A 13,229-nucleotide genomic window follows, 5' to 3' on the forward strand; every position below is an offset into this window, starting at 1 on the left:
CCGCCGTCCGCAGGAGTCACCCATGAACGGCATCCCCGCGATCCCCGCACCACGCGGCATCCCTCTCGTGGGCAACACCCCACAGATCCCGCCGCACCATCCGATCCAGTACATCACCGAAGTCGGCCGCCGCTACCCCGAGGGCGTCTTCTCCATGGAGATCGGCGGTCTTGAGCAGGTCTTCGTCACCGACCCCGACCTCGCGGCCGAGGTGTGCGACGAAGCCCGTTTCGGGAAGGTGATCGCGCCACCGCTGTCCCACCTGCGGGACTTCGTCGGATCAGGACTCTTCACGGCCCGGGACGACGAGGAGGTCTGGGGTCAGGCGCACCGCATCCTGATCCCTGCCTTCAGCCAGCGGTCCATGAAGGCGTACTTCCCGCAGATGCTCGACGTCGCCCAGGAGTTGGTGCGCACATGGGAGGCGGCCGGGGCGCGTCCCGTCAACGTGTCCGACGACATGACCCGGCTGACTCTGGACACCATCGGACTGTGCGGGTTCGGGCACCGCTTCGACTCGTTCCGCAGAGAGGAGCTGGACCCCTTTCTCCAGGCGATGTTGCGCGCACTGACAGAGGTGATGAACCGCACCCGTCACATGCCGCTGGTCACCCGGCTGCGACGCGTGGAGGACCGGACGTACCAGCAGAGCATCCGGCAGATGCGGCAGCTGGTCGACCGGGTGATCGAGCAGCGCCGCAGCTCGGGCGAGACCGGCCGGGACGACCTCCTCGGCCTCATGCTGGAGGCGACCGACCCGGTCACCGGGCGGCGGCTCGACGACGCGAACGTGCGCGACCAGACCCTGACGTTCCTCATCGCCGGCCACGAGGCCACCAGCGGCCTGCTGTCCTTCGCCCTGTATCTGCTGATGCGCAACCCTTACGTCCTGGCCCAGGCATACGACGAGGTCGACCAGCTCCTGCCGGACGACGGCCCTCCCGACTACGAGACCGTCATGCGGCTGGACGTGATCCCGCGCATCCTCAGTGAGACGCTCCGGCTGTGGGCTCCCGTCCCGGCCATCAGCAAGGCACCGCTGGAGGACACCGAACTCGGCGGCCACCCGGTGCGCAGGGGCCAGAAGGTCAGTCTGCTCTTTCCCCTCCTGCACACCCACCCCAAAGCATGGGAGCGACCGGACGAGTTCGACATCGACCGGTGGCTGCCCGAGAACAAGGCCCAGCACCACCCGTACGCCTACCGCCCCTTCGGCACAGGTGAACGCGCCTGCATCGGGCGGCAGTTCGCGCTGACCGAGGCCAGGCTCGCCCTCGCGCTCATCCTGCGCCGGTTCGCTGTCTCCGACCCGGGAGACTACCGACTGCATGTCGAGGAGGCGCTCACGTACAAGCCGTCCGGCTTCACGCTGCGGCTGCAGACCCGCCAGGGCCGCAGCAGGCGTCCGGCCGCGGTGCAGTCGGCGCAGCCCGAACCGGAGGCCGAGGCCCTGCACACCGTGGGCGTGGACCTGGCCGTCGCCTACGGCTCCAACCTCGGCAGCTCCGAGGACCTGGCCCGCACCATCGCCGACCGGGCCGGCCGGGCCGGCTTCGCGACGTCCCTCAGCACCCTCGACGACCTCGCCGGCCACCTGCCCACGGAGGGCGTGCTGATCGTCGTCACCGCCAGCTACAACGGCAAAGCCCCCGACAACGCTCAGAAGTTCGACGACCTCCTCGCTCAGGGACTGCCCGAGGACACGCTGTCCGGAGTACGACTGGCCGTTCTCGGAACCGGCAACACCCAGTGGGACACCTACCAGGTGTTCCCCCGGCGGGCCGAAGCCGCGTTGCTCGCGGCCGGGGCCACCTCCCTGGTCGCCCGTGGTGAGGCCGACGCCTCGGGGGACTTCGACGGCATGGCGCGGGCCTGGACCGACACCCTGTGGGCGGCCCTGGCCGAGGAGTACGCCGCCGACACCACCGACGAGAGCGCACCGGGCTTCCAGGTCGACCTCCTCACCGAGGCCGACATCCGTCCCTCGATCGTCTCCAGCCAGGCCCACCCGCTGACCGTGGTGGCCACGGAGGACCTCGTCAAAGACCCCACCGGCTTGTGGGACTTCGACCTCACCGCGCCCCGCGCCCCGGCGAAGTCCATCATCCTGGAGCTGCCTGCCGGGGTCGGCTACGGCACCGGGAACCACCTCGCGGTCTTCGCGAAGAACGCTCCGGAACTGGTCACCCGCGCCCTGACCAGGCTGAGCCTGGCCCCCGACCAGGTCCTCCGGATCAGTTCCACCGGCCGGACGCACCTGCCCGTCGATGTCCCGATCACGGCGGAGCTGCTGTTCACCGACTTCCTGGAGCTCCAGGAAGTGGCCACCCGCGACCACCTGCGAACGCTGGCCGAGCACACCCGCTGCCCCGCCACCCGACAGCAGCTGGAGCAGGCGGAGGAGAAGTACGCGGAGAGCATCCTCGCAAAACACGTCTCCGTGCTGACCCTGCTGGAACGCTCTCCCGCGGTCGAACTCCCGCCCGCTGTCTTCCTGGAGATGGTCGGCCCCATCCGGCCCCGCCTCTACTCCATCTCCTCGTCCTGCCTCGCCGAACCGCACCACGTGCGCCTCACCGTAGGAATGGTGGAAGGGCCCGCCCTCGCGGGCGAGGGCGAATACCAGGGTCTGTGCTCCCAGTACCTCGGGCGCCTGGAGCCCGGGGATGTCGTGTACGGCTACGTCCGCGCCCCGTCGCCGCCCTTCGCGCTGCCGGCCGACCCGGCCGTACCGCTCATTCTCATCGGACCCGGCACGGGCATCGCGCCCTTGCGCGGCTTCCTGGAGGAACGTGCCTGGCAGCACGCGGCCGGAACGGCGATCGGCCTGTCCCAGGTCTTCGTCGGATGCCGGCATCCCGAGCACGACTGGTTCTACCGGGACGAGTGGGAGACCTGGGCGAAGGCCGGGATCGCCCGGATCCACACCGCCTTCTCGGCGGTTCCCGACCATCCGGCCCGCTACGTCCAGGACGCCTTGGCCCTCGCGGCCGACACCGTGTGGGAGGCCGTGGAGAACGGCGCCTACCTCTACGTATGCGGTGACGGGCGCTTCATGGCGCCGGCCGTACGGGACGCGCTCGTCGCGATCCACCAGGAGCGCACCGGCAGCGACGCCGACACCTCCCGCGCGTGGCTCGCCGGGCTGGAAGCGGTGGGCCGCTACCAACAGGACGTCTTCGCCTGAGTTCGCAGGCACATCCACCAAGAAGGCAGACACCGATGGACACGATGCTGGCCGGACGGCTCAACCTCAAGACGAAGAAGTTCTCCCTGGAAGAGATCCCGATCCCCGAGCCCGGCCCGGGTGAGGTGCTCGTCGAGGTGAAGCGGCGGGCGTGTGCCTGTCCGACCTGCACCTGATCGACGGGAGCATCGCCCCGTTGCACGCGTGCGCCGATGTACTCACCCTCGGCCACGAGAACGCCGGGGTCATCCACACCCTCGGCCCCGGCCTCACCCGGAACCTGGCCGTCGGTACCCGTGTCGCCCTCCAGGCGGGACAGCCGTGTGGCATGTGCGAGGGCTGTGGTCGGCGGGGAGCATGCCGTCAGTTCCGCGGCCGGGGGGTGGACTACGACGGAGGCTGGGCGCAGTACACGATCGCCCGCGAGGACACCCTCGTCCCCATCCCCGACGACCTGCCCTTCGACCAGGCGGCGATCATCCCCGACGCGGTCTCCACCTCGTATGCGGCGCTGGTGGACACGGTGTCGGTACGGCCCGCGCAGTCCGTCGGTATCTGGGGCGTGGGCGGGGTCGGAGCGCACGCGGTACGGGTCGCGCGGATGATGGGGGCCTCGCCGATCATCGCCGTCGATCCGCTGCCCGGCGCCCGTGAGCGTGCCCTCGCGTACGGCGCCGACCTCGCTCTCGACTCCGCCGACGAGGACTTCGCGGCAGCGGTGCTGGCCGCGACCGAAGGCCGGGGCCTGGACTACGCGTTCGACTTCGCCGGCGTGCCCGCCGTCCGGGAACAGGCCTCACCGGTGCTGGGCGACCACGGATCCCTTGTGCTGGTGGGCATCACGACCGCACCGCTGACGCTTTCGGAGCGACTGACCTTCAATGCCCTCAACAAGCGGGTGTTCGGCCACTACGGCTCGTCGTTCGACCACGTCTACGAGCTGATTCGGCTGGCCTCCAGTGGCCGGCTGGATCTCGCCCCCTCCATCACCGATCACATCCCGCTGGCCGAGGCCGACAAGGCCGTCCACCGATTGGCGCACAAGATCGGGGATCCGATCCGCCTCATCCTGGTCCCGTGAGCGTGTACCGGTACCGGGACCACGAGGTGTGAGATCCGTCCGTTCCGGGGCGCGGATGCGGTGGTTATGTCGATCAACAGGTGAGAATGATATGTGAGGGGAATGTCAAGACACGGGGGTAACTGTGGCGTCGGACGCGGTGGTTGGGGACGCCGGGGACAGATCCCCGTTGCTGAGCCGGTCTGCTGAACTGGCCCGGTTCGACGAACTGCTCGACCGTGCCGCCCGCCACGCTCGTGACACGGCGAAGGGCGACGAGAGCCGCGGCACGGGCCGGTCCCAGGTCGTCGACATCACGGGTGCGGCAGGCATCGGCAAGAGCAGGCTGCTCGGCGAGGTCTGCGCGCGGGCGCGCCGCCGCGGACTGACCGTACTGCGCGGCAGAGCCACCGAGTACGAGCGCCAGGTGCCGTTCCAGGTCTTCACCGACGCGCTCGCCGACCTCGACCCGCACGCCCTGGACGGCTTCCGGGAGACCGACGCCGTGTTACCCCTGCTGCAGCCGAGCGCCGCCCAACACAGCGACGCGGCCGACCGATTCGGACTGCACCGCGCCACGGCAGCCCTGCTCGCGCGGCTCGCCGCCCCGTCCGGGTTGCTGCTGGCCCTCGACGACCTGCACTGGGCGGACTCCGCGTCTTTGGAACTGCTGGATCACCTCGTACGCCACGCCGTGCACGCCCCTGTCGTCCTGGCCGTGGCGCGCCGGGACCGTCAGAGCCCCGAGTCGCTCGCGGCCAGGCTCACCCGGGGCGTCGACGACGGCACGGTCGTCAGACTCGGACTGGGGCCGCTGAGCGCACGCGACTGCGCCGAACTGGCCGGCCCCGCCATGCCGGCCGCCGACACCGCCGCACTGCATGCCGCGAGCGAGGGCAACCCGCTGTACTTCCTGACCCTTCTGCAGGCCCGCCGCGGGGGTACGACGCCCGAGTCCTCGTCGCCACCGGAGCTCGGGGCGCTGCTGCTGGAGGAACTCACCGCGCTCACCCCCTCCCAGCGCGGCCTCGTCGAGGCCGTCGCCGTGCTGGGCGAGCACGCCACCCCGGCGATGCTGGGCCGGGTGACCGGCCGCTTTGGCACCGCCTTCACCGACGACGTCCACGCCCTCACCCACCGCGATCTGCTGCGCTCCGACCCGCAGGGCCTGCTGACCCTGCGGCATCCGGTCGTCCGCACGCTCGTCCACGAGAGCACACCCTTCTTGAGGCGCGTCGACATCCACCGGCTCGCCGCCGAGGAGCTGGCCCGCGCCGGTGCCTCCGCCGCCGAGCGGGCCCACCATGTGGAGCGGTCGCTGACCTCCTGGGACCCGGCGGCGGTGGCCGTGCTCGAGGAGGCCGCCGCACGGACGGCCCGCACGGCCCCCGCGAGTTGCGCCCACTGGCTCGACGTGGCGCTCCGCCATCTTCCGCACACCGACGAACACGCCTCGCGACGACGCGGGTTGACGCTGCGGCGGGCCCGCGCCCTGGCCGCGTGCGGGGGGCTGCGCGAGAGCCGTGACCTGCTCCAGGAACTCATAGCCACCCCGTCCCGGTCGTCCGGTGGCCGCCCCACCGACGAGGACCAGGACCTCAGGGTGCGCGCGGTCGTCCTGTGTGCGCTGGTGGAGCGTCACCTGGGGCGCAGCACCGAGGCCGTCGCGCTGTTGCGCCGCGAGCTGGCCCGCGACCCCGCACCGGCCGACGTCGTCCGGCTCGGCCTGGAACTCGGCTCGGCCGCACCTCAGAGCAGCGGCATCTCGTACCCCCAGGTCCGAGCCGAGGTCGAGGCGGCCCTCGCGGCGGCCCGGTCGATGGGGAACGAGCCCGGTGAGGCGGGCGTCCTCGCGGTGGCCGCCCTGGGGGAGGCGTACGAGGGCAACATGACCGCGGCTCACGAACTGGCCCAGCAGGCCGCCGCCTTGGTCGACTCGCTGCCCGACAACGACCTCACCGCCCTGTGCGAACCGCTCGCCCGGCTCGGCTGGGCAGAAGCCTTCCTGGAGAACTACCCGGACGCCGAGCGGCACGCCGAGCGCGGCCTCGACATCGCCCGCCGCAGCGGCCAGCTCTACGTCATGCCTCATCTGCTGCTCTGTCTGTCCCATGTCCGGGTGCAGACCTGCCGTGTCTCCTCGGCGGTGGAGCTGGCCGACCAGGCGGAGGACATCGCCCGCGGCATCGGCAGCGACCAGCTGCTCACGTTCGCGCTGGCGAGCAAGGCCTCGGCGCTCGTCGCCGCCTGCCCGTCCGGCGATCCGCGCCCCCTCGCCGTCGCCGAGGAGGCGGTGGCCGCGGCCGGCACCGGGGTGAACTGGTGGGCCTCCACCGCCTGGTGCCTCTTCGGCTGGGCGGCACTCATGGCCGGCGATCCGGTCCGGGCCAGGGACGCGCTGCTCCAGGCGGGCGGCCCCGAACTGCACCGGATCCAGCCCTCGATGCGGCCGCTGTACCTGGAGATCCTGGTGACGTCCGCCCTGGCGACGGGGCGCCTTGAGGAGGCCCGTGAGTGGGCCGAACAGGCCCGCAAGGAGGCGGAACAGCTGGGGCTGCCGATGCAGCGGGCCTCCGCGCTGCGCAGCAACGCGCATCTGCCGCTGGCGCAGGGGGACACGGCAGCGGCGGCGGACCTGTTCGCCCAGGCCGCGGCGGAGAGCGCCCGCTGCGGGGCGGTCTTCTGGGAGGCCTTCTCGCTGCTGCTCGGCGCCCCGCTGGAAGCGGCGGCGGGCCGCGGCCGTGACGGCACGTTCGCCTGGCTGCGGGGCCGGCGGCTCGCCGAGACGGGCGGCAGCGCCATGCTGGTGGGCCTCGCCGACGCCACCCGTCCGCCGGACGGCGGATCCGAAGCGGTGTACGGCTCCCCGGACCGCGCCGAACTCGCCGAACGGCTCGCCACCCTGACCGCCCGGGAGCTGGAGATAGCCGAGCTGGTGGCCGAGGGCCTCACCAGCCAGGCCATCGCCGACCGGCTCTACGTCAGCCGGCGTACCGTCGACACCCATGTCTCCCGGGCCTTCCGCAAGACCGGGGTCTCCTCCCGCACGGCCCTCGCCACGCTGATGGCCCGCCGCCCCACCGGGAACCGCTTCGTGGACGCCAGGCCGGATCCGGGCTGATCGCGGCCCGGATCCGGCACTGGATGCCTACTGGACGTCGATGAAGTCGCCCGTGGCCGTCGCGGAACCGGTGGTGGAGGTGCCCGCGAAGGCGAACCGGTAGTAACCGTCGGAGACGGCCTTGACGGTGGTGCTCAGGTTCCCCGTCGAGTTCGACTTGATGGTCTTCACCGTGGTGTAGGTGCTGGTGCCCTTCTTGCGGAACTGCAGCTTCACCGGCTGGGTCGCGTAGCCCGCGTACTTGCCCGTCGTCCAGTTGGCGCGGCTCAGCTTGCCGGTGACCGTGATGGTCTTGCCCTTCTTCACCGGCTCCGGGGAGGCGTTGGCGGTGAGCTTCGCGGCCCGCTTGATGTGGGTTCTGGTGACGTCGTCGTTGTAACTGGCGTTGGCGTACAGGTCGTAGGCGCCGAGGAAGAGCTTCCAGGTGCCGGCGGTGCCGTTGTCGTCCTTGAAGGCGACTGCGGGGTCGATGGTGAAGACCGTCTTGCAGCTGTAGTTCCAGCCGCCCTCCGCCGGTGACTCCGTGCATTCGGGGTCGTCGTCCGACTGGAACGCGCCGGTGATGGTGTCCGTGCTCGAACTGTCGGTGCCCTGCCACAGGAACGCCTGGGTGAGGGCGACGCCGTTCGGGTCGAAGGCGGAGAACGTGACGGGAATGGTCTTCTTGCCCGTCACTCCGAGGACGATGTCCTTGCCGCCGTTGACGACGCCGTCCGAGAACTTGGTGGCGCCCAGCGCGTCCTGCGGCTTGACGCCTCCGGAGACGAAAGCTCCGAACGGTGCCGCCGCCCCCGGGTGGTCTGCCGCCTGTGCGGCGCCCGGGAGGCCCAGCGCCGAGATGACGGCGGCGCTGGTGAGGACGGTGGCCGTGGTGCGCATGCGCATGCAGTTCTCCATGGTGAGATCGGTGTCCTGATGGACTGGTGTTGTGGCAAGGCCTGCTGATGTACGTGACGAGGCCTGCGTACGTTCAGTAGCCCGCGACGGCAGGTCAGGGGGTGGGGGAGCGGAGGATGTCGCTGAGGTCCCAGCTGTAGCTGGGCGACGGGTAGAGGTCCGTCGGGAACAGGTCCGTCGGCTCGGCGCTCGGCGGGGGCACGTCGGCCGGGTCCGCGGTGGGCCTGCCGTCCGGGCTGCACACCTGTGGTGCCGAGGGCTCGGAGAGCTCGTAGTCGGCGACCCGCTCCGAACGGAACTTGACCTCCTTGCGGTCCCAGATGTCCTGGGTGCCGCCGACGTCGACCTCCTTGGGCAGTTCCTTGCTCTTGAGCGGCTTGCCCACGGTGACCGTGAGGAGGGCGCCCACGCAGGGGCTGCGGTCCTTCGCGTAGAGGGACTTGGGCAGGGCGATCGTCCGCTCGCCGTCGGCGTCCGCACGCACCTCGACGCGCTTCACGCGGCGGATGTCGAAGTAGTAGTCGGGCCGTGTCCCGTCCGAGAGCTTCCCGCCGCGGTCGCCGTCCGCGACGCCGTACAGCAGCTTCCAGAACTCGACCTGCACGGTGATCTTGTGGCAGAGCGGTCCGAGGTATCCCGGGATGCTGGAGAACTCCAGTCCGTCGGATCCCGAGTTCTGCTGGGGAGTGTCGACGTCGAGCCGCACCCAGTCGACGGACTCCGCCGTCGTCCACCCCTTGTTGTCGTGGCAGCCTGAGGCATCGGTCGGATACGGGGGAGTCGGGGACGGTGTCGGCGACTCGGTGACCTCTGTTGTCGCGCTTGGAGTCGCATCTCCGTAGGCGGAGGTGTCGTCGCCGCCCGAGCAGCCCGCGCTGAACAGAACAACCACGGTGAGCGCCGCGACGGCAGGCAGAGCGGAACGTTTCGTCCCCGCCGTGCGCCTCACCGGGCGAACCCGCCCGCCGCCAGGCTCACGGCGAGCCTCTGGGGGGTCTGCGCTCTCACACCCGGTGTCGTCATGAACACAAGGAAATGGCATGGATGCCGGGAAGACGTCGGTAGGAGTACGTATTCCATGTACGTAGGGGCTGCCCCGCCGGGACGCCCGGCCCCCGCTCCGGACCCGGGCGTGCGCGCCTGTTCAGCGCGGCCGGTGCTCACCGGGAGGTGAGTGACCCGCTCCCCGGCGCGAGCTCCCGCTCCTCGTGCACGGAGACCAACGGGACGCTCTCGTCGATCGGCACCCCGAACTCGCTCAGATCGACCTCCAGCGTGCCGTTGAGGTCGTAACCGCCGTACGTCGCCCAGGAGTACGTCTTGCCGACGAGGTCGCTCTCGGCCGCGGCCCGCACGTACGGGGCGAGTTCGGCGTTGACGCCGACGGCCCCGTAGAGGCCGACGGACGCCTTCGCGCCGAGCGTGGCCTTCGCGTGGCCGGCGGCGGTGACCGACGTGTCGACGGCGGAGACCTTCATGTCGGCCTCGCTGACCGGAGTCCAGCCGTCGTCCTTCGTATAGGTGCCGCCGGTCTTGAAGTCGCCGGACGTGCTCTGTCCGATGGCGACTGTGACCTTGCCGTCGGCCTCCACCTCGTAGTACAGGACATAGCTGAGGTTCACCACGACCGGGACGTCGCCGACATAGAACGTCTCATCGGTGGTCAGTTGCGCGAACGGCACCTGGGTGCCCGCGGAGGCGGCGACCTGGCCCTCCAGCTTCAACTGCGAGGACCACTCGCCGGACAGGGCGAGCGAGGCGGAGTCCGTTCCGGAGGAGCTGCCGTCGTACGAGAACTCGACGGTGGGGGTCAGTTCGACATAGCCCGAGATCGTGGCGGACGCCGTCACGGGGTCGTCGCCGCCGCTCACCGAGCGGCTCACGTCGACGCGAAGGCTGTCCAGGGTCTTCGAATCGGAGACCTGGACGTCGCCGCCGAGGGGCTTGACCTGGATGTCCGAGGGGGCGACGGTCACCGTGCGCTGGACCTTCTGGGTGCCCAGCGCCTCGCGGAGCGTGGCCGGGACGGTCTGCACCTCGGTACCCCCGGACGTGCTGTCCAGCACCTTGGTGACCTTGACGAGCAGGCCATGCGGGGCGTCGGCCGTCGGCGGGCTGGCGATGACGTCGCCGGTGCTCACGGCGGCGGCGCTCTTGGACTTGCCGGCGACGACGGCACGGCCACTGGAGCGGTCGTAGGAGACCACCTTCAGTGTGGACTTGGCCGCGCCCCGGCTCGCGCCCTTGGTGTCCGCGGCCACGACGGCCTGAGTCTTCCCGTGGTGCTCGTCCGCGGCGGCGCCCTTGCCGCTCCGGGCCGATCCGGCCGTACCGGTGGTGGTCGAGGTGGTGGTCGTGGGAGACGCGTCCGCGACGGTCGGGGCGGTGTTCTCGGTGGAGGTTTCGTCGGCCGCTGAGCAGCCGGTGGCGAGCAGGGTGGCGGAGGCGATCAGGGCCGCGGCAGCCGAGTACCTGGACGAGTTTCGCAAGGGTGACCTCAGAGGCAGGTGTGGGGGATGTGCTTCGTGTAAGCACGCGAGGATGAGCATTACATGCCCGTCAATGAGCAAGTAACTCTCGCCGGGATCTTGCGCTCGTGACCTGCCTCACAACCTCTCAGTCATCGGCCTCACCGTCCGAGAACCCGCCACCCTCGCCCCAAGGCCGTTACGCGACGCCGCAGTTGCGATCGCTTCCGTCCGCGAGGAGAGTCCGGGTGGGCGGCGCGATGCGGTTCACCGTGCGTCGTCGAGCGGTTGTGCCGCTGCCCCCGTGGCCCAGACGCTGTAATCGATGGCAGCTCGCCCGAGGACTTCATGAACGTCCTCGGACGGCGGGACGGGCGCGAGTGACGAGCGAGCGAGGTTTTTGAGGAGGTACTCGCCGGGTGGGCCCGGCATGTCCGGCAACCCCTCCCGTTCGGCGATGTCGGTGATGTCGGTCCAGGAAGCGCGTGCGCCTGTCGTGTGTTTCGCCAGGACGCGCAGTCGTTCGAGCTGGGTCAGGCTTCGTGGCCCGGTGAGTTCGTAGGTGTCGCGGTCGACATCTTGGGTGAGGCAGGTGGCTGCGACGGCGGCGATGTCCTGTTCGGCGACGGCCGGCATCGATGCGTCCGGGTAGGCCAGCGGCACGGGGGTCCCACTCCTGACGGCTGGAAGCCAGGCGAGGTCGTTGGCCATGAAGACGGTGGGTCGCACCCGCACTGTGGGTATGCCGCTGGCCTCGGCTTGGGCCTCGATCTCGGCGTGCACGGTCTTGATCAAGCTGTTGTGGGTGTCGTTGACCGCGCCGGACGACAGGAGAACGAGTTTCTGCAGGCCCACCTCGGTGGCGGCGTCGATGAAGTGCTGGGTGTGGCCGAAAGCCGGGAAGAGGAACGCTGCATCGACGTCGCCGAGGAGGGCTGTCCACGGTTGCGGGTCGGCGAGGTCGGCTCGATGCCAGGTGATGAGGCCTTGCGTGCGCGGATGGACGGTGCGCCCGGTGGCGGCGACGTGGTGGTGCTCGGCGAGCTGTCTCACCAGGTGGCTGCCGACGCGTCCGGTCGCTCCGGTGGTCAGGATCTTCATGCTGACACTTCCTTCGGTTCCGTCGATGCGGTGGGTGTGGTCGTGATCTGTGGTTGGCGCAGGGCGAAGAGTGACGCGCTGAGCAGGAGCAGGGCAGTGATGACGGCGGCGACGCTGGTCGCGTGTGTGGTCCAGGCGGCCAAGGCGACCGGTATGGCCAGCCCGAGGCTGCCGCCGAGTTGTTGCAGGGTGGTGCCGACGGCTCCGGCGACTCCTGCATGCGGTCCGGCGTCCTGGTTCATGGCGCTGTTCGCGCTGGGCATGACCTGTGAGGTGCCCAGCCCCATCAGCCCCAGGGCCGCGAGGATGGCAGTGACGCCGTCCGGCGACAGCGCGAGGACGCCTTGACCGATGCCGATCAAGGCGAGGCCGACACCGATGGCCCGGGCCGGGGGCAAGGCGCCGCGGAGTCGGCGGGTGATCGCCAGCCCGACCTGGATGGCGGCCGGGTAGACCAGGAACAGCGCCCCCACGACTAGCGGTGCGAGGTGGTGCTCGTCCTGGAGTGAACCGCTGGCTGTCACGAAGGTCGCGATCGTCGCTATGCCCCAGAGGAAGAGCCCGTAATAGGCGACCCGTCGCCTCGCGTTGTGGAACAGGACCACCGGGATCATCGGTGCGGCCGCACGCCGGTCGGTCGCGGCGAACAGTCCGACCACCACGAGACCTGCGATGGCGAAGGCGGCGGCTCGCCCGGGGGTGTCCAGATCGGTGAGGGCTTGAACGATCAGGGCGACGCCGACACCCAGCACGATCCCGCGCCACCAGCCACGCCCATGCCCGGGTGAGGGATCGACGCGGTCCTTGGCACATGCGGAGAGGACCAGCGAGACCGCGACGAACACGAGGTTGACGTACATGCAGGCCCGCCACCCTGAGACCTCGGTCAGCACGCCGCCCAGGAGCAAGCCGATGGCGGTTCCGCTGCCCATGACCATCCCGAAGATGCCGTACGCCTTGGCGCGGCCGTCATCGGGAAACGCTGCCGAGAGTCGTGCCATCGCGGCGGGCGTCATCGCCGCTGCCCCGATGCCCTGGGCGACGCGGGCGCCGATCAGAATCCAACCGGCATCGGCCGCGCCGCCTGCGGCCGACGCGAGACCGAAGGTCACCAGCCCCAGGGTCATCATGCGGGCGTAACCGGTTGCCTGCGCGACACGCCCTCCGGCGATCATCAGCGCTCCCGCGGCGAGGACGTAACCGGCCATGACCCACGCCACCGCCTCTGTCGACAGCTGCAGATCGGCGGTCATCCCGGGTATCGCCAGCGCGAGGATGGTCGCGTCGACGCTGACCATCAGCTGAGCCGTCACCACGGCTCCGAGAACGAACCACGGTCTTGGTGTGCGCGTCACAGATCCTCCTAGGGTTGGTGACACCAACGCACAGTAGAGT

General features: G+C 70.3%; 7 protein-coding genes and 1 pseudogene. 3 read left to right on the top strand and 5 right to left on the bottom strand.

Going from position 1 to position 13,229, the window contains the following annotated elements:
* Window positions 1-22: 22 nt before the first annotated feature.
* The 3 genes and pseudogenes from CRP56_RS40765 (at window position 23) to CRP56_RS40775 (ending at window position 7,368) form a co-directional block, all read left to right on the top strand.
* A complete protein-coding gene (locus CRP56_RS40765) occupies window positions 23-3,187 on the top strand; it encodes a bifunctional cytochrome P450/NADPH--P450 reductase (RefSeq protein WP_097272874.1) in 3,165 nt (1,054 codons plus the stop codon).
* A 35-nt stretch (window positions 3,188-3,222) separates the two neighbouring features.
* Window positions 3,223-4,268: pseudogene (locus tag CRP56_RS40770) on the top strand (zinc-binding dehydrogenase).
* A 169-nt stretch (window positions 4,269-4,437) separates the two neighbouring features.
* The gene (locus CRP56_RS40775) at window positions 4,438-7,368 is read left to right on the top strand and encodes a helix-turn-helix transcriptional regulator (RefSeq protein WP_097272876.1); all 2,931 of its coding nucleotides are present in this window, start codon (window positions 4,438-4,440) and stop codon (window positions 7,366-7,368) included.
* A gap of 27 nt (window positions 7,369-7,395) precedes the next feature.
* On the opposite strand, the gene CRP56_RS40780 is transcribed toward CRP56_RS40775, so the two are convergent.
* The 5 genes from CRP56_RS40780 to CRP56_RS40800 form a co-directional block, all read right to left on the bottom strand.
* A complete protein-coding gene (locus tag CRP56_RS40780) occupies window positions 7,396-8,253 on the bottom strand; it encodes a hypothetical protein (RefSeq protein ID WP_097274984.1) in 858 nt (285 codons plus the stop codon).
* A gap of 106 nt (window positions 8,254-8,359) precedes the next feature.
* Window positions 8,360-9,157 carry a hypothetical protein gene (locus CRP56_RS40785; protein WP_257041658.1) on the bottom strand — a complete coding sequence of 266 codons (798 nt, stop codon included), beginning with the start codon at window positions 9,155-9,157 and terminating at the stop codon, window positions 8,360-8,362.
* Between the two features lie 268 nt (window positions 9,158-9,425).
* Window positions 9,426-10,754, bottom strand: a complete 1,329-nt coding sequence (locus CRP56_RS40790; protein WP_257041659.1) for a hypothetical protein — start codon at window positions 10,752-10,754, stop codon at window positions 9,426-9,428.
* A gap of 246 nt (window positions 10,755-11,000) precedes the next feature.
* Window positions 11,001-11,834 carry an SDR family oxidoreductase gene (locus tag CRP56_RS40795; protein ID WP_097272878.1) on the bottom strand — a complete coding sequence of 278 codons (834 nt, stop codon included), beginning with the start codon at window positions 11,832-11,834 and terminating at the stop codon, window positions 11,001-11,003.
* The gene (locus CRP56_RS40800) at window positions 11,831-13,147 is read right to left on the bottom strand and encodes an MFS transporter (RefSeq protein ID WP_097272880.1); all 1,317 of its coding nucleotides are present in this window, start codon (window positions 13,145-13,147) and stop codon (window positions 11,831-11,833) included. Before CRP56_RS40800 ends, CRP56_RS40795 begins: the two co-directional genes overlap by 4 nt.
* Between the last annotated feature and the right edge of the window lie 82 nt (window positions 13,148-13,229).

The sequence above is a fragment of the Streptomyces sp. TLI_55 genome (assembly GCF_900206255.1).
Taxonomy (GTDB): domain Bacteria; phylum Actinomycetota; class Actinomycetes; order Streptomycetales; family Streptomycetaceae; genus Streptomyces; species Streptomyces aquilus.

Bases quoted from the DNA above. Each gene is read 5' to 3' on its own strand.
- CRP56_RS40765 (WP_097272874.1), top strand. From the start codon at position 23: ATGAACGGCATCCCCGCGATCCCCGCACCACGCGGCATCCCTCTCGTG.
- CRP56_RS40780 (WP_097274984.1), bottom strand. From the start codon at position 8,253: ATGCGCATGCGCACCACGGCCACCGTCCTCACCAGCGCCGCCGTCATC.
- CRP56_RS40795 (WP_097272878.1), bottom strand. From the start codon at position 11,834: ATGAAGATCCTGACCACCGGAGCGACCGGACGCGTCGGCAGCCACCTG.